Genomic DNA, 16,364 nt, shown 5'->3' with positions numbered 1-16,364 from the left:
CGACCTACGCTGCAGGGATGAGTGAGCAGACCCCTGCGTCCGGTCCTGTCACCGACGGGCCCGCCGACCCCGAGCACGACGCCACCGCCGCCTACGGCCTCGACCGCGCGTACGTCGCCAGCCTGACGCGGCGCCTCGTCAGCACCACCGGCGAGACGGTCGCCGTCGCGTCGCCGATCGGCGGCACGCCGCTCGCGCACGTCCCCCAGTCGAGCCCGACCGACGTGGCCGAGGCGTTCGCCCGGGCGCGTCGGGCGCAGGCGTCGTGGGCGGCCACCTCCGTCGACGACCGGGCGGCGGCACTCCTGAGGCTGCACGACCTGCTGCTCGACCGGCAGGAGGAGCTCATCGACCTCGTCGTGTGGGAGTCGGGCAAGGCCCGCAAGGACGCCTACCTCGAGGTCGCCCACCTCGCGCTCACCGCGCGCTACTACGGCCGCACCGCCCACGAGCACCTCGACACCCGGCGCGTCGGCGGCATGTTCCCGGTGCTCACCCGTGCCGAGGTCAACCGCGTGCCGAAGGGCGTCGTCGGCATCATCTCGCCCTGGAACTACCCGCTCACGATGGCGCTCTGCGACGGCATCCCGGCGCTTCTGGCCGGCAACGCGGTGGTGTCCAAGCCCGACGCGCAGACCGTGCTCACCGCGCTACTCGCCGCCCAGCTGCTCGAGGAGGCCGGCTTCCCGCCCGAGACCTGGCAGGTCGTCGCCGGCCCCGGTCCCGAGGTGGGCGGCGCGATCGTCGCGAACGCCGACTACGTCTGCTTCACCGGCTCCACGGCCACCGGCCGCATCATCGCCAAGGGGTGCGCAGAGCGGCTGATCGGCTGCTCGCTGGAGCTCGGTGGCAAGAACCCGATGCTCGTGCTCCGCGACGCCGACGTGCACCGGGCCGCCGAGGGGGCGACCCGCGCGGTCTTCTCCAACGCCGGCCAGCTGTGCGTGTCGATGGAGCGCCTGTTCGTCGCCGACCAGGTCTACGACCGCTTCGTCGACGCCTTCGTCTCCCGCACGCAGGCGATGACCCTCGGCGCCAGCCAGGAGTGGTCCGTCGACGTCGGGTCGCTGATCTCGCAGGCGCAGCTCGACACCGTCACCCGTCACGTCGAGGACGCCGTCGCCAAGGGCGCCCGCGTGCTCACCGGCGGCCGGCACCGACCCGACCTCGGGCCCTACGTCTTCGAGCCCACCATCCTCGAGGGGGTCTCGGCCGACATGGAGTGCTTCGGCAAGGAGACCTTCGGCCCGGTCGTCTCGCTCTACCGCTTCCACAGCGAGGACGAGGCGGTCGAGCGCGCCAACGACGGCACGTACGGCCTCAACGCCTCGGTCTGGACCCGCGACACCGCGCGCGGGCGGGCGCTGGCTCGCCGCATCGCGTGCGGCACGGTCAACGTCAACGAGGCCTACGGCGCCACCTTCGGCTCGCTCGGCGCGCCGATGGGCGGCATGCGCGAGTCCGGCCTCGGTCGCCGGCAGGGCGCCGAGGGCATCCACCGCTACACCGAGGCGCAGTCCGTCGCCGTCCAGCGGCTGGTGCCGATCGCGCCGATGTTCGGGATGTCGGAGGAGACCAACGCGAAGGTGATGACCGGGGCACTGCGGCTGCTCAACAAGCTCGGCCTCGCATGACTGCCCCCGAGATCAAGCACTACGACGTCCTCGTCATCGGGTCGGGCTTCGGCGGGTCGGTCTCGGCGCTGCGGCTGACGGAGAAGGGCTACCGGGTCGGCGTGCTCGAGGCGGGCGCGCGTTTCGAGGACGACGACCTCCCCGAGCACGGCGGCGAGGTGCGGAAGTTCCTCTTCCGCCCCGAGCTCGGCATGTACGGCATCCAGCGCATCGACCTCGTGCACGACTGCTTCATCCTCGCGGGCGCCGGGGTGGGGGGAGGGTCGCTCAACTACGCGAACACGCTCTACGAGCCGCCGGACCCGTTCTACCGCGACCAGCAGTGGGCGCACATCACGGACTGGAAGTCCGAGCTCGGGCCCTACTACGACCAGGCCAAGCGGATGCTCGGCGTGACCGAGTACGCCAGGACGACGCCGGCGGACGTGGCCATGAAGAAGGTCGCCGACGAGATGGGCGTCGGCGACACCTTCCACGCGACCCCCGTGGGGGTCTTCTTCGGGCAACCCGGGCAGCCGGGGGGCGAGGAGGTCCCCGACCCGTTCTTCGGCGGGGCCGGTCCCGACCGGTCCACGTGCATCAACTGCGGCTCGTGCATGACCGGGTGCCGGCACAACGCCAAGAACACCTTGGTCAAGAACTACCTCTACCTGGCGGAGCAGGCCGGCGCCGTCGTGCACCCCCTCACGACCGTCACCGACGTGCGCCCCCGCGCCGAGGGCGGCTACGAGGTGACGGCACGGTGGACCAAGGCGAAGCTCTCCCGCGGTCGAGCCGTCAGGACGTTCACGGCCGACCAGGTCGTGTTCTCGGCCGCAGCGCTCGGCACGCAACGGCTGCTGCACCGCCTCAAGGCCGAGGGGTCGCTCCCGCGGGTCTCGGACCGCCTCGGCGTGCTGACCCGCACCAACTCCGAGGCCATCCTGTGGGCCACGGCCAACGACGACGCCGTCGACTGGACCGACGGCGTGGCGATCACCTCCAGCTTCCACCCCGACGAGCACACCCACGTCGAGCCCGTCCGCTACGGACACGGGCGCAACGTGATGCCGCTGCTCGCGACCGTGCTCGTCGACGAGGTGCTCGGCGAGAAGCGGTGGCGCACCTGGGGCAAGGAGCTGTGGCGGCAGCGCAACGGCCTGAAGGACCTCTACGCCTTGAACACCTGGTCGCGGCGCACCGTCGTCGCCCTGGTCATGCAGACCCTGGACAACTCGATCACGACCGTGTGGCGCACGCGCGGGTCCATCGGCTACATGTCGTCCCAACAGGGCCACGGCTCGCCCAACCCGACCTACATCGCGTCGGCGTACGACGCCGTCCGACGGCTGGCACGCATCATGGGCGCCCGGCAGGCCTACGGCTCCGTCGGCGAGCCGCTCGGCATGCCCTTGACCGCCCACTTCATCGGTGGTTGCGCCATCGGCGACTCGCCCGAGTCGGGCGTCGTGGACGCCTACCAGCGCGTCTACGGCTACGACGGCCTGCACGTCGTCGACGGGTCGGCGATCTCGGCCAACCTCGGGGTGAACCCGTCGCTCACCATCACCGCGCAGGCCGAGCGGGCGATGGCGTTCTGGCCCAACAAGGGCGAGGCCGACCCGCGCCCGGAGCTCGGGTCGGCCTACCGCCGACTCGCGCCGGTGGAGCCGAAGAACCCGGCCGTGCCGGACGCCGCGCCGGGGGCGCTGCGGCTGCCGATCGTCGGCGTCAGCTGATCCGGCGGACCTCTCCGCAACCTGGTCCGGAAGGTGGTCCGGAAGGTGGTCCGGAAGGTGGTCCGGAAGGTGGTCCGGAAGTTGGTCGGGGCCGGGCCGTAACCACCCCTCGCAGAGGTCGTTGGGCCGGGTGAGGGGCCCGGCAGTCATGCTCCCTCCCAAGGGCCGGGTCTCTCGTCTCGGCAGCTGTTCGCAGTGGCTGGGAGCCAAGCCCCAGGGTCCGATCACCCTCCCTCCCCGATCGGGCCCTGGGGCGTTCCCGGCCCGATCCCAGCCCCGTCCCGGCCCGGGGGCGTACGTCGATAGACTCGGCGCGTGACGCAGCCTGGAGAGCACGACCTGGTCCTCGTCGTCGACTTCGGGGCGCAGTACGCCCAGCTGATCGCGAGGCGGGTGCGCGAGGCGCGGGTCTACTCCGAGATCGTCCCGCACACGATGCCGGTGGCCGAGATGCTGGCCCGCAAGCCGAAGGCGATCATCCTGTCCGGCGGCCCGTCGAGCGTCTACTCCGAGGGCGCCCCGGGCATCGACGACCACGTCTTCACGGCCGGGGTGCCGGTCTTCGGGATGTGCTACGGCTTCCAGCTGATGGCCAAGGGCCTCGGCGGCGAGGTCGCCCACACCGGCGCGCGCGAGTACGGGCGTACCCCGGTCTCCGTCTCCGAGCCGGGCACCCTCCTCGAGGGCATCCCCTCCGAGCACAAGGTCTGGATGTCGCACGGCGACTCCGTCGCGCGGGCGCCCGAGGGCTTCACCGTGCTCGCGTCCACCGCGGACACCCCGGTCGCTGCGTTCGAGGACGTCGACCGCGGTCTCGCCGGCGTCCAGTGGCACCCCGAGGTGCTGCACTCCGAGCACGGCCAGAAGGTGCTCGAGCACTTCCTCCACCACATCGCCGGTGCCCGCCAGACGTGGACCATGCTCAACATCGCGGAGGAGCAGATCGAGCGCGTCCGCGAGCAGATCGGCGACAGCGGCCTGGCGATCTGCGGCCTGTCCGGCGGCGTCGACTCGGCCGTCGCCGCGGCCATCGTGCAGCGCGCCATCGGCGACCGGCTGCACTGTGTCTTCGTCGACCACGGGCTGCTCCGTGAGGGCGAGGCCGAGCAGGTCGAGCGCGACTTCGTCGCCGCGACCGGCGTCAACCTCCACGTCTTCGACGCGCGCGAGACCTTCCTCGCCGCCCTCGCCGGCGTCACCGACCCGGAGGAGAAGCGCAAGATCATCGGCCGCGAGTTCATCCGCGCGTTCGAGGCCGCCGAGGTGCAGGTGCTCGGCGAGGCGGCCGAGCACGGCGACAAGGTCGGCTTCCTCGTGCAGGGCACGCTCTACCCCGACGTCGTCGAGTCCGGCGGCGGCGCCGGCACCTCCAACATCAAGTCGCACCACAACGTCGGCGGCCTGCCCGAGGACCTCGAGTTCGCACTCGTCGAGCCGCTGCGCACCCTGTTCAAGGACGAGGTCCGCCTCGTCGGCGAGCAGCTCGGCCTGCCGGCGGAGATGGTGTGGCGCCAGCCCTTCCCCGGTCCCGGCCTCGGCATCCGCATCATCGGCGAGGTGACCGCCGACCGGCTCGACATCCTGCGCCGCGCCGACGCGATCGCCCGCCAGGAGCTGACCCGCGCCGGCCTCGACCGCGACATCTGGCAGATGCCGGTCGTGCTGCTCGCCGACGTCCGCTCCGTCGGCGTGCAGGGCGACGGCCGCACCTACGGCCACCCCGTCGTGATCCGCCCGGTGACCTCCGAGGACGCGATGACCGCCGACTGGGCCCGCCTGCCCTACGAGGTGATGGAGCGGATCTCCACCCGCATCACCAACGAGGTCGAGGAGATCAACCGGGTCACCCTCGACATCACCTCGAAGCCCCCGGGCACCATCGAGTGGGAGTGAGCCACCCGCGCCGGGGTTGCGCCGCGAGCCATACGGACCGGGTGATCTCGTAGGTCAGGACGCCGGGAAACGGCGCCAGGGTGCGTGTGACTCTGGCACACGTTCCCGGACAGGATCGTGGAAGATCCGAGTCATCAGGTGACGCGGATGTTCCACGATGACCGCCAACCAGCCCGAGTCCTCAGCCCGACTCCTCCAGACAGGTCGCGGTCGAGACGTCGCGCGGGCAGCCGCGGAGGTCGGAGCCGATGACGAGCCCGGCGAGGAGCGTCGCCAGCACGGAGAGGCCGACCGCGTACGCCGCCAGCCGGGCGCTGCGGCGTACGAGCGCGTAGAGCGCCAGCGGCAGCCCGGCGACGACCCCGGTGGCGAGCAGCAGGAGCCGGGTCAGGTCGGGGTCGGTGGAGCGGCCGAAGCCGCCGCCCGTGCAGCCGGAGACACCGCAGATGGTGAAGCCGGCGAGGAGCGCGGGACCGGCGGCCAGCACGATGCCGAGGACGACGAGCGCCGCGGCGAGGGGTGCGGAGACGGGCCGAGGGTCCATCGCGCCACCCTGTCAGAGGTCTAGGGTCGCGACATGCCGCGCGCGCTGCACCACCTGGACCTCTGGGTCGCCGAGCTCGCCACCGCGGAGGGGGAGTGGGGTTGGCTGCTCGCCTCGTGCGACTGGCAGCGTGAGGAGGGGGCGCTGTCGTGGGTGCACCCGGACGGCACCTACCTCTTCCTGGAGCACTCTCCCGACCAGCACGGCGAGCACGACCGGCTGCGCCCCGGGGTGAACCACCTCGCCCTCACGGTCGACACCCGTGCCGAGCTCGACCGGATGCGGGCGGAGTCGACCGAGCACGGCTGGCACGAGCTGTACGCCGACCGCTACCCGCACGCCGGCGGCGAGCAGCACGTCGCGCTCTACGTCGAGAGCTCGGAGGGCTTCGAGGTGGAGGTCGTCGTCGGCGACTGACCCGTCAGAACTGCGGGACGGACGGCGCGCTGGGGTTGGTCGCGTCGAGTGCCGGGTCGCCCTTCGCGAGGGTGCCGTCGAACCACTCGTCGAGCTTCCAGTCGGGGACCGGCGGCTGCGCGCCCTCGACGGGCACGAAGACCGACCTCTCCTGCGGACCGTGCGTGTGGACGTACCTCCGGCAGTTGGGGAACACCGCGTGTGCGCGCACCCGGACGACCAGCTTGGCGCCGGGGAACTCCGCGAGGAGCGGGTCCGAGGGATCGATCGACGCCTCGCCGTTGAGGCGGAGGCGCGAGCCGTTGGAGAAGTCGATGAAGAGCAGGCCGACCAGCGGGTTCTCGGTGACGTTGCCGGCGCTGAGGAACATGCCGTTGCCGTCGTAGAGCGGGAAGGCGAGCGTCGACGGGTCGATCACCCGGACGAACCCGGGGTGGCCACCCTTGTAGGAGGACTGCGGCTGCCCGTCGGCGTCCGAGGTCGCGAGGAAGAACATGTCACGTGCCTCGATGAAGTCCGTGAAGGCGGTCAGGTCGTCGCCCGCGACGCTGCCCAGTCGGTCGGCCAGCCGCCGGGTGTCGAAGCGGTCCTGCAGCGCTCGGTGCGCGTCGCGGTAGTCCATGTCGATGCCTCTCCTCCGACGAGGATCGCACTGTCGGACACCCCGCGGAAGTGCGATCCGGGCTGGATTGACCCACCACGGGGTGGTCGCGCGGACCGACGCGAGAGGTCTAGGTTGCTGGGTGGCCCACACATGAATCTCGGGAGGTGACATGTCGTCCGACACCCTGATCGACGCGACCTGGCTGGACTACCTGCTGGTCGCGATCTACTTCGGCTTCGTGCTCGGCATCGGCGTGATGGCCCGGCGGTCGGTGTCGGACTCGATCGACTTCTTCCTCTCCGGTCGTTCACTGCCGGCGTGGGTGACGGGCCTGGCCTTCATCTCCGCCAACCTCGGTGCGGTCGAGATCATGGGCATGTCCGCCAACGGCGCGGAGATCGGGCTCCCGACGGTCCACTACTTCTGGGTCGGCGCGGTGCCGGCGATGCTGTTCCTCGGCGTCGTGATGATGCCGTTCTACTACGGCTCGAAGGTTCGCTCGGTCCCGGAGTTCATGTTCAAGCGGTTCGGCACCGGGGCCCACCTGGTCAATGCCATCAGCTTCGCCGTGGCCCAGCTGCTCATCGCGGGCGTCAACCTCGCGCTGCTCGCTGGCATCCTCCACGCACTGCTCGGCTGGCCGATCTGGATCGCGCTCGTCGTCGCCGGCGCGATCGTGCTGTCCTACATCACCCTCGGCGGCCTGAGCGCCGCGATCTACAACGAGGTGCTGCAGTTCTTCGTCATCGTCGCCTCGCTGCTGCCGCTGACCCTCCTCGGGCTGAACCGCGTCGGCGGCTGGGACGGCCTCAACGACAAGATCACCGCCGCAGCGAACAGCGCACCGGCCTCTGCGGAAGTCGCCCCGGCGAGCCAGCAGCTCGAGTCGTGGCCCGGGCAGGCCCTCTCCGGGTTCGACTCCCCGTTCTTCTCGGTGGTCGGCATCGTGTTCGGTCTCGGGTTCGTGCTGTCCTTCGGCTACTGGACGACCAACTTCGTCGAGGTCCAGCGGGCGATGGCCTCCAACTCGCTCTCCGCGGCTCGCAAGACGCCGATCATCGGGTCCTTCCCGAAGATGTTCATCCCCTTCATCGTGATCGTGCCGGGCATGGTCTCCGCGGTCCTGGTGCAGGAGATGATCGACCTCAAGAACGGCGGCACCCCCGCAGGCGGGGCGAGCGGCGAGGGGGTGGCGTACAACGACGCCCTGCTGCTGCTGATGCGAGAGGTGCTGCCCAACGGCCTGCTCGGCCTGGCGATCGCCGGTCTCCTCGCCGCCTTCATGGCCGGCATGGCCGCCAACATCTCGGCGTTCAACACCGTCTTCTCCTACGACCTGTGGCAGCGCTACATCCGCAAGGACCACAGCGACGACTACTACCTCCGCATCGGGCGTCTCGCGACCGTCGCGGCGACCATCATCGCGATCTTCACCGCCCAGATCGCCATGGGCTACGACAACGTCATGAACTACCTGCAGACGCTCTTCGGGTTCTTCAACGCGCCGCTGTTCGCGACGTTCATCCTGGGCATGTTCTGGAAGCGGATGACGCCGACCGCGGCGTGGGTCGGCCTGGTGTTCGGCACGGTGTCGGCTGTCGCCGTCGACCGCCTGGCCGCCGCCGGTGTCATCGACCTGCCCGGCCAGGGTGCGGCCTTCCTCGCCGCGTCCACGGCCTTCGTCGTGGACTTCGTGCTCAGCATCGTCGTCTCATTGGTGACCAAGCCCAAGCCGGCCTCCGAGCTCAAGGGTCTCGTCTACTCCGAGACGCCGAGAGAGGACCGCATCGATCCCGAGGAGTCGTCCTACCCGTGGTACCGCCGGACGGTCCCGCTCGCCGGCATCGCGCTCGTGATGGTCATCATCCTCAACGCCGCCTTCTGAGAAAGGGGCCACCACCATGTCCGACACGTCTGGGAAGTCCGACAACGCCGCCGCTCCGCACAAGGCCGGCGCCTTCGACATCCGCAACATCATCGGCGCCCTCATGGGCCTCTACGGCGTCATCCTGACGCTCGCCGGCATCTTCGCCGACCCCGAGCTCGAGAAGACCGGAGGCGTCAACGCCAACCTGTGGACCGGGCTGGCCCTGATCGTGGTCGCCGCGGTCTTCGTCGGGTGGGCGCGCCTCCGGCCCATCGTCGTGCCGGAGAAGTTCGACCGGCCCGACGACGACCCGACCCGGCCCGGACCCCAGCGGAAGCGGCCACCGAGTCACTGAGTCACTGAGTCTCACCCTCGGGGCACGTCTCCTGGTGGGGCCGGGTGCCGAACCACGACTCCCACTCCACCTCGTCGAGATCTCCCGCCGAGGCACGGCAAGCGAACTCGATGGCGTGGTCGGCGCTCGTGTTCCAGTGATAGAAGCTGTCGGTGTACGGGGTGAGCAGCAGCGTCTCGTCGTCGGGCAGGAAGGCCACGTTGGTGATCAGCTGCTCCGGCATGAGCACGCTTCCCATGGTCACGCCCTCCACTCCGTCCCACAGCACCACCGTTCCGTCCCATCCCGTCGTGGCGAAGCGCTTGCCGTCAGCTGACCACGCGATCCAGGTGGTCGGCACGCCGTGGCCCTTGAGTGCCGGGCGGACGAGCTCACCAGTGGCCACCTCCACCAGAGCCACCTCGCCGTTCACCCCACCCACGGCCAGCCGCGTGTGGTCCGGGGAGACGGCCATCGTCATGATCTCGAATCCCACCTGGTCACGGTCGACCCGGCCGGTCTCGAGGTCGATGAAGACCCACTCGCTCAGCCCCCCTCCCCACTCGAACGACCCCGAGACCTCGGGAGGGGTGTCGCTCACGAGCGCGAAGGCCGAGTGGTTGTCCGGACCGGGCTGAACGCCGTAGGCCGACTCGCCGAGGTGGACAGGCTCTCCCGCCGGCGCAAGGGTCTGGGCGTCCAGGAGCACCATGTCGCCGCTCTCGTCGGTGAGGACGATCTGCTTCTCGTCCGGTGTCCAGGTCAGATCGACGATGAACTCCCGCCAGCGGTGTCCGGTGTTGCTCCGCACGACCTCGCCGGTGGCTGGGTGGAAGAGCCAGATCCGACCACCCCAGCTGCCTGCGAACAGGCTCGCGTCCTTGTTGAAGGCCCCGCCCGCGCAGCAGTCGGGCCGGGCGGGCTCGACCCACGGAGTCGGCTTTCCGCTGGCTGCGTCGAAGAATCTCAGGCCGTGGTCGACGTCCGAGTGAGCGGTGTACTGACCGTCGCGCGACGGCAGGACCCATCCGAAGCCGAACTCGTCAGGTGCGCGCGTGCGTGCCAGGAACCGCCCCTCGCCGTCGAGGTCCCACACCCGGATGGCTTCGTCCCCACCTGCGGTGTAGAGGAGCCCGCCGTCGGACGAGAACGCGAGCCCCAGGACGCCGTAGTCCGCGAGGTCGAGACGCTCGACCTCTGTGCCTTCAAGGTCCCACACAACTCCCTCGCCGTCCTGTCCGGAGGTCGCGATCCGACGACCGTCGGGCGAGAACTCGACACCGATCACGTTGGTGCGGTGCCCGCGCAACCGGTCGAGCACGGCCCCCGTGCGCGAGTCGAGCAGCGACACCTCGTCGGGGTCGGCGTTCGCCGCGGCCACCGCGAGGGTCCTCCCGTCCGGTGCGAGGTCCATGGCGAAGATGTCGCGCTCTGTCCGGAGCCTGGCCTCGCCAGTGCTGGTGTCGTACGCCGTGAGCGGCTGGCTCAGCCACGCCGTCGAGCCGTCGGCGCTCAGGGCGAGCAGGTTCCGGTCTCGCCTCTGCTCCGTGCGGCCCGGGACGGTGTGCCGGAGCACGAGACGAGGTTCCGGTCCCAACCGCCAGACCAGCAGGTGGTGCACGGTGGAGTCCCAGTACGGGGTACCGCCGATCTCGTCCCTGAGGAAGAGCCGCTGCACGACGGCAGCCACGGTGCTCCCGTCCGCACTCCACGCGAGGTCGACCGGACGGTCGAGCACCTTGGCTCCGTCGGGAGAGAGCCCGGGCAGCTGGGTCTCGATCGGCTCGAGCGTCCTCCCGTCGAGCAGGCGCACCGGATCCGGCGCGAGCAGGGGCATCCCGACGACGAGCGTGTCGCCGTCCGGGGAGAACGCCATCGGTGCGATGCGGTCACGGGACAGGGGTGACTCGGGGGCCCTGAACGTCGCCAGCTGCCGCCAGTCGTCGGGGTCGACCAGGTCGACCCTCCCTTCGTGGTCATAGACGGCGAGGCGCTCGCCATCGGGCGACAGCTCGAGGCCCGTCACGGGCGCTCCCTCCCACGGGGTCGACTCCACGAGCTGCGGCCGCTTCGTCAGGACGTCCTGGAGGTTTGCCCGGGTGGCCTCGGAGTCGTCGAGCCGCACCCCGGCGACCGCCAGCAGCAGCGACGTGTCCACGTTGTCGACCGAGAGCGCGCGAGCACCCGCGCGACGGGCGTCGGAGCTGGTCTGGGCCCGGACGGCGTCACGTGCATTGCCCTGTGCGACGGACTGCTGGCGGGCGGCGAAGGCGCCGGCCGCGAGGGCGGCCAGCAGCAGCACGAGGGCTCCGCCCAGGACGAGCCGGAGGCGCCGGATCATCCGGGCCTGGCGCCTCGCGGTGTCCGCGGCCGCGCGTTCCTCGGCCTCCGCCAGCTCACGGCTGGCGTCGAGGAACGACCGCTCGGTCGTCGTGAGCTCGGGGTGGGGACGCTCGTCCCACTCCAGCGCGTGCGCCAGCCGGACGCCCCGGTAGAGCTCGCTCGGTGGCCGGCCCAGCGCGTTCCAGGTGTCGGCCGTCGCGGACAGGTGGTGCATGATCCGCTGGCCCTCGACGTCGTCCTCGAGCCAGCCGCGCAGCCGCGGCCACGCCCGGGCCAGTGCTTCGTGCGCGATCTCGACGACGCCGTCGTCGCTCGTCACCAGCCGCGATCCGACGAGGAGGTCGACGAGCTCGTCGTTCGACGGGTCGGTCACGACCTGGCGGCGCGGGACCCGTGCGCGCACGGGCTCGCCCTCAGCGCCCGGATGGACCAGTCGCAGCAGCAGGTCGTGGAGGGCAGGTCGCTGGTCGGGGTCGAGGTCGGTGTACAGCGTCTCGGCCGACTGCGCGATCGCGCCACGGATCCCGCCTGAGGCGGTGTAACCGGCGACGGTGAGGGTGCGCCCCTCGCGCCGGAGCCAGGCCTCGCGCAGCACGTGCGAGAGGAGGGGCAGGGCGCCGGGCTCCCCCTCGACCTCGCGGACCAGCAGGTCCGCGAGTCCCGGCTCCACCAGCAGACCGGCCTGGCGTGCGGGGCCGTCGATCGCCGCGCGCAGCTCGTCCGGCGTCATCGCGGCCAGCACGTAGAGGCCGCGTTCCACGACGCGCGCCAGGGACGGGTGGGCGGAGACATCGCCCATTCGGTCCGCCCGCAGCGCCAGCACCAGCGGGGCGCCCGCGACCTGCCAGTCGGCGAGCACCTGGAGGAAGCGGTCCCGCTCCACGGGGTCGGGACAAAGGGAGAAGACCTCCTCCGCCTGGTCGACGACGAGCGCGCGCTGCGCTCCTCCTTGGCGTGGTGTCGGCAACGATCCGACCGGGTGGACGCCGGGCGTGATCACGTCTGCGTCCTGACCGCGACGCTTGAGGGTGGCCACGATGCCGGCGCGGACGAGTGACGACTTGCCGCTGCCGGACGGTCCGATGACGACCAGCACGCCCTCCGCGTCGAGCCGGTCCAGCGCCGCGGCGACATCGCGGTCGCGCCCGAAGAACCCCTCCTCGTCGCCGACGTCGTACGGCATCAGCCCCAGCCAGGGGCAGTCCGCGCTGCTCGAACTGGCGACCGGAGCGAGCTCGAGGGAGGGGTCCTGTCGCAGGATCGAGTCCTCGAGCGCGCTGAGCTGGGAGCCGGGGTCGAGCCCGAGGTCGTCCGCCAGCCGGCGGCGCACGTCGTTGATGGTCTTGAGGGCCTCGCCCTGGCGGCCCGACCGGTACTGGGCCAGGGCCAGCAGCTCCCAACGACGCTCCCGCAGCGGCGCCGCCTCGACCAGCGCCCGGGCCTCGGTGAGGACGTCGCGGTAGCGGCCGGCCTCGACCATGCCCTCCAGCCACCACTCCTGGGCGTCGAGTCGCAGGTCGGTCAGCCGGGCGGCCTCCAGGGTCCCGGGCTCCCAGTCCTCGAGCTCCTCCAGCGGGCGTCCGCGCCACAGGGCGAGGGCCTGCCCGAGGGTGTACGCCGCCCGCTCGTGCTCACCGAGCATCGCCAGCTCCTTGCCCCGAGCCACCAGGGCCTCGAAGCGCCGAGCGTCCACGACGTCGGCCGGGACGGTGAGCCGGTAGCCGTGACCGACGGTCTCGATCGCTTCCGCGCCCAGGCTCTTGCGGAGCCGGACGATGCAGGTCTGCAGGTTCTTGCGCCAGGACGCCGGGGGCGTGTCCCCCCACACCGCGTCGGCCAGCCGGTCGGCGCTGACGACGTCGCCGACGCTGATCGCTAGCGCGGCGAGGACCAGTGATTCCCGGGGACCCATCCGTGCTGCCGAGTCATCGACGGTGAGCGGTCCGAGGACGGAGATACCCACCTCTACACGGTGCGCGCGCCGTTCGGGGCGGTCAACACGCGATGTACCGATCGAGTACCGGTCTGTACCGCCGCCGTCGGACTAGGGTGCCGGGCATGGAGCGCCACGGGGCCGGTCTCGACCTCGCAGGGCTCGTCGACGAGCTCGACGAGCGCCTTGCGGACGTCGACGTCGCGCTCGCACATCACTACCCCGGCGAGCGCGCGGGACGCCAGCCCGTCCACACGGTGTACGTCCCGGCCGACCGGTTCCACGCGGGGCTGGTCGCCGACCACGGCGCCGCGGCCCTGGCCGTGACAGATGAGCACGAGGGCCTGCTGCTCCGACTGCTCGACGACGACGGCGATCTGCTGGCGCGGGTCCGCGAGAAGCTCGCGCGCGAGCCCGTGGAGGACCTGCGCATCGACTTCGAGGACGGCTACGGCACCCGGTCTGACGAGGAGGAGGACGGCGACGTACGACGCGCGGCGTCCGGGTTGCGCGCCGCCCTCGACGCCGGGACCGCCGCGCCCTTCACCGGCATCCGGTTCAAGGGGTTCGAGGCGCCCACCCGCAGCCGCGGCCTGCGCACCCTCACGCTCTTCCTGGCCGGGCTCGTCGAGGACGGCCCGCTGCCGGACACCTTCGTCGTCACGCTGCCCAAGGTGACCGCGGTCGAGCAGGTGGAGGCGCTGGTCCACGTCGCCGCGCGGCTCGAGAGTGGGCTGGGCCTCGACGACGGCGCGCTGCGCTTCGAGATCCAGGTCGAGACGCCGCAGTCGATCCTCGGCCCGGACGGCAGCGCCCTCGTGGCCCGCATGGTGCACGCGTCCGGCGGCCGCTGCACCGGCCTGCACTACGGCACCTACGACTATTCGGCCTTCTGCGGCATCGCCGCGGCGCACCAGAGCCTCGAGCACCCCGTGGCCGACCACGCCAAGGCGGTCATGCAGGCCGCGGCGGCCGGCACCGGCGTACGCCTCTCCGACGGCTCCACCAACGTGCTGCCGGTCGGCACGCCGGACGAGGTCGCCGCTGCGTGGGCCAACCACCTGCGACTGGTCCGCCGCTCGCTCGCGCGCGGCTACTACCAGGGGTGGGACCTCCACCCGGCCCAGCTGCCGACGCGCTTCGCGGCGACGTTCGGGTTCTACCGCGACGGGCTCGCGTCCGCGGCGGGCCGGCTGCGCACCTATGTCGAGCGCCGGGACTCCGGCGTCCTCGACGAGCCGGCGACCGCCCGTGCGCTCGCCGACTTCCTGCTGCGCGGGATCGACTGCGGCGCCCTGTCGCAGACCGAGGTGAGCGAGGGAACCGGGTTGGACGCACACCGGCTCGCCGGGCTGGCGCACCGCGCCAAGGAGACAGGAGGCAGTGGCTGATGAGCACGCGAGAGGGCACGGGGATCGTGCTGGGACCGAATCGCTACGGCAAGGCGGAGTCGCGCGTCGTTCGCATCGTGCGCGACACGACGCGCCACGAGATCCACGACCTCAACGTGTCGACCTCGCTGTACGGCGACTTCGCCGCCGCGCACACCGACGGCGACCAGTCGCAGGTGCTGCCGACCGACACCCAGAAGAACACGGTCTTCGCGTTCGCCAAGCGGCACGGCGTCGCGTCGCCCGAGGACTACGCGATCGCGCTCGGCACCCGCCTGCTCGAGGCCACGCCGGCTGCGAAGGGCGCCGTGGTGCAGGTCGAGGAGTACGCGTGGGACCGGATCCCGGTCAACGGCTTCGGCCACGACCACGCGTTCGTGCGCCGCGGCGGCGAGGTGCGCACCGCGGTGGTCGAGGTGACATCGGCGGGCCCGTCGGTCACCTCCGGGCTCAAGGATCTGGTGGTGCTGAAGTCCACCGGCTCGGAGTTCAAGGGCTTCCTCCGCGACGAGTACACGACGCTCCCCGACGCCGACGACCGCATCCTCGCGACCGCGCTCCGCGTGGACTGGCACCACCGGGACGGCGCGCGACCCGACTGGAGCACGACGTACGAGTCCGTGCGGGCGCTCCTGCTCGAGACCTTCGCGACGACCTACAGCAGGGCCCTGCAGGAGACGCTCTACGCGATGGGTCGGGCCGTGCTCACCGCCCACGAGGACATCACCCGGATCGCCTTCTCGGCCCCCAACAAGCACCACTTCCTGGTCGACCTCGAACCGTTCGGGCTGGACAACCCGGGCGAGGTCTTCATCGCGGCCGACCGCCCCTACGGGCTGATCGAGGCCGAGGTCGTGCGGGAGGGGACGGCGTGAACCTTCCACGCTTCAACGGCGCGACCGACGAGGACGCCCGCCGGCTGCTGCTCACCTGCCTCGATGCACCGCAGTGGGCCGACCGGGTGCTGGCCGGCCGGCCGTACGACACCCTCGGCGAGGTCGAGGCCGCCATGGTCGTGGCGTCGGCTGCCATCTCCGACGAGGAGCTCGAGCAGGCGCTCGCGCGGCACCCGCGCATCGGCGAGCGCGCCGACGCGGACCGGCACGACGCTGCCCACTCCACGCGCGAGCAGTCCGGCGTCGACCGGGACGACGCCGACCTGGCCCGTCGCCTCGAGGAGGGCAACCGGGTCTACGAGGACCGCTTCGGCCGGGTGTTCATCGTCCGGGCCGCGGGCCGCAGCGGCACCGACATCCTCGAGCACCTGCAGCAGCGCCTCGACAACAGCGACGAGCTCGAGCGCGCTGCGACGATCGACCAGCTGACCCAGATCGCGGTCCTGCGAATGAAGGAGGCGTTGTCCTGATGGCATCGCTGAGCACCCATGTCCTCGACACGGCGAGCGGTCGCCCGGCCGCGGGCCTGCGGATCACCCTGGAGTCGGCCGACGGCAGCGTCCTCGCCGAGGGACTCACCGACGACGACGGGCGGATCGGGGACCTCGCCGCGGACCTGGCGGTGGAGGACCACGTCCTGCGCTTCGACACCAGCGCGTGGTTCGCCGCGCAGGGGATCGCTGCCTTCTACCCCGAGGTCGTCGTCACCTTCGCCGTCGGGGACGACGAGCACTACCACGTGCCGCTGCTGCTGAGCCCCTTCGGCTACTCGACCTATCGAGGCAGCTGA

The 16,364-nt window shown here is 71.4% G+C and carries 13 protein-coding genes; 10 read left to right on the top strand and 3 right to left on the bottom strand.

Annotation, left to right across the window (positions count from 1 at the left end; all coding sequences use genetic code 11):
* Window positions 1-17: 17 nt before the first annotated feature.
* From JOD65_RS20805 to guaA, 3 genes are all read left to right on the top strand, one after another.
* Entirely contained in the window at window positions 18-1,634 is a 1,617-nt protein-coding gene (locus tag JOD65_RS20805) for a succinic semialdehyde dehydrogenase (RefSeq protein ID WP_191194719.1), read from the top strand.
* Window positions 1,631-3,352: a GMC oxidoreductase gene (locus JOD65_RS20800; protein WP_224747165.1), complete on the top strand. Its 1,722-nt coding sequence runs from the start codon at window positions 1,631-1,633 to the stop codon at window positions 3,350-3,352. Before JOD65_RS20805 ends, JOD65_RS20800 begins: the two co-directional genes overlap by 4 nt.
* A 315-nt stretch (window positions 3,353-3,667) precedes the next feature.
* Window positions 3,668-5,245, top strand: a complete 1,578-nt coding sequence (gene guaA / locus JOD65_RS20795) for a glutamine-hydrolyzing GMP synthase (RefSeq protein ID WP_191194720.1) — start codon at window positions 3,668-3,670, stop codon at window positions 5,243-5,245.
* 181 nt (window positions 5,246-5,426) lie between these two features.
* On the opposite strand, the gene JOD65_RS20790 is transcribed toward guaA, so the two are convergent.
* Complete coding sequence (locus tag JOD65_RS20790; RefSeq protein ID WP_191194721.1) at window positions 5,427-5,789, bottom strand: hypothetical protein; 363 nt, start codon at window positions 5,787-5,789, stop codon at window positions 5,427-5,429.
* A 33-nt stretch (window positions 5,790-5,822) separates the two neighbouring features.
* Between JOD65_RS20790 and JOD65_RS20785 the strand changes: the two genes are divergently transcribed.
* On the top strand, window positions 5,823-6,206 hold the full coding sequence (locus JOD65_RS20785; protein WP_191194722.1) for a VOC family protein: 384 nt from the start codon (window positions 5,823-5,825) through the stop codon (window positions 6,204-6,206).
* A 4-nt stretch (window positions 6,207-6,210) separates the two neighbouring features.
* On the opposite strand, the gene JOD65_RS20780 is transcribed toward JOD65_RS20785, so the two are convergent.
* On the bottom strand, window positions 6,211-6,828 hold the full coding sequence (locus tag JOD65_RS20780) for a pyridoxamine 5'-phosphate oxidase family protein (protein WP_191194723.1): 618 nt from the start codon (window positions 6,826-6,828) through the stop codon (window positions 6,211-6,213).
* Window positions 6,829-6,979: 151 nt separating this feature from the next.
* On the opposite strand from JOD65_RS20780, the gene JOD65_RS20775 reads away from it, so the two are divergent.
* A complete protein-coding gene (locus JOD65_RS20775) occupies window positions 6,980-8,695 on the top strand; it encodes a sodium:solute symporter family protein (RefSeq protein WP_191194724.1) in 1,716 nt (571 codons plus the stop codon).
* Window positions 8,696-8,711: 16 nt separating this feature from the next.
* The gene (locus JOD65_RS20770) at window positions 8,712-9,032 is read left to right on the top strand and encodes a hypothetical protein (protein ID WP_191194725.1); all 321 of its coding nucleotides are present in this window, start codon (window positions 8,712-8,714) and stop codon (window positions 9,030-9,032) included.
* Between the two features lies 1 nt (window position 9,033).
* On the opposite strand, the gene JOD65_RS20765 is transcribed toward JOD65_RS20770, so the two are convergent.
* A complete protein-coding gene (locus JOD65_RS20765; RefSeq protein WP_191194726.1) occupies window positions 9,034-13,317 on the bottom strand; it encodes an nSTAND1 domain-containing NTPase in 4,284 nt (1,427 codons plus the stop codon).
* A 95-nt stretch (window positions 13,318-13,412) separates the two neighbouring features.
* Here JOD65_RS20765 and JOD65_RS20760 point away from each other — a divergent pair, with 95 nt between their 5' ends.
* The 4 genes from JOD65_RS20760 to uraH are packed head-to-tail and all read left to right on the top strand — an operon-like array spanning window position 13,413 to window position 16,364.
* Window positions 13,413-14,678: a DUF6986 family protein gene (locus JOD65_RS20760; RefSeq protein WP_191194727.1), complete on the top strand. Its 1,266-nt coding sequence runs from the start codon at window positions 13,413-13,415 to the stop codon at window positions 14,676-14,678.
* Complete coding sequence (gene pucL, locus JOD65_RS20755) at window positions 14,678-15,553, top strand: factor-independent urate hydroxylase (protein WP_191194728.1); 876 nt, start codon at window positions 14,678-14,680, stop codon at window positions 15,551-15,553. The genes JOD65_RS20760 and pucL overlap by 1 nt, the downstream gene beginning before the upstream one ends.
* Window positions 15,550-16,044, top strand: coding sequence for a 2-oxo-4-hydroxy-4-carboxy-5-ureidoimidazoline decarboxylase (uraD, locus tag JOD65_RS20750; RefSeq protein WP_191194729.1), 495 nt, complete (start codon window positions 15,550-15,552; stop codon window positions 16,042-16,044). Before pucL ends, uraD begins: the two co-directional genes overlap by 4 nt.
* Window positions 16,044-16,364, top strand: a complete 321-nt coding sequence (gene uraH, locus JOD65_RS20745) for a hydroxyisourate hydrolase (protein ID WP_191194730.1) — start codon at window positions 16,044-16,046, stop codon at window positions 16,362-16,364. Before uraD ends, uraH begins: the two co-directional genes overlap by 1 nt.

Source organism: Nocardioides cavernae (genome assembly GCF_016907475.1).
In the GTDB taxonomy this organism is placed as follows: domain Bacteria; phylum Actinomycetota; class Actinomycetes; order Propionibacteriales; family Nocardioidaceae; genus Nocardioides; species Nocardioides cavernae.
This window is presented reverse-complemented; position numbering and strand designations above follow the sequence as displayed.

Bases quoted from the DNA above. Each gene is read 5' to 3' on its own strand.
- JOD65_RS20805 (WP_191194719.1), top strand. From the start codon at position 18: ATGAGTGAGCAGACCCCTGCGTCCGGTCCTGTCACCGACGGGCCCGCC.
- JOD65_RS20800 (WP_224747165.1), top strand. From the start codon at position 1,631: ATGACTGCCCCCGAGATCAAGCACTACGACGTCCTCGTCATCGGGTCG.
- JOD65_RS20790 (WP_191194721.1), bottom strand. From the start codon at position 5,789: ATGGACCCTCGGCCCGTCTCCGCACCCCTCGCCGCGGCGCTCGTCGTC.
- JOD65_RS20785 (WP_191194722.1), top strand. From the start codon at position 5,823: ATGCCGCGCGCGCTGCACCACCTGGACCTCTGGGTCGCCGAGCTCGCC.
- JOD65_RS20780 (WP_191194723.1), bottom strand. From the start codon at position 6,828: ATGGACTACCGCGACGCGCACCGAGCGCTGCAGGACCGCTTCGACACC.
- JOD65_RS20775 (WP_191194724.1), top strand. From the start codon at position 6,980: ATGTCGTCCGACACCCTGATCGACGCGACCTGGCTGGACTACCTGCTG.
- JOD65_RS20770 (WP_191194725.1), top strand. From the start codon at position 8,712: ATGTCCGACACGTCTGGGAAGTCCGACAACGCCGCCGCTCCGCACAAG.
- JOD65_RS20760 (WP_191194727.1), top strand. From the start codon at position 13,413: ATGGAGCGCCACGGGGCCGGTCTCGACCTCGCAGGGCTCGTCGACGAG.
- pucL (WP_191194728.1), top strand. From the start codon at position 14,678: ATGAGCACGCGAGAGGGCACGGGGATCGTGCTGGGACCGAATCGCTAC.
- uraH (WP_191194730.1), top strand. From the start codon at position 16,044: ATGGCATCGCTGAGCACCCATGTCCTCGACACGGCGAGCGGTCGCCCG.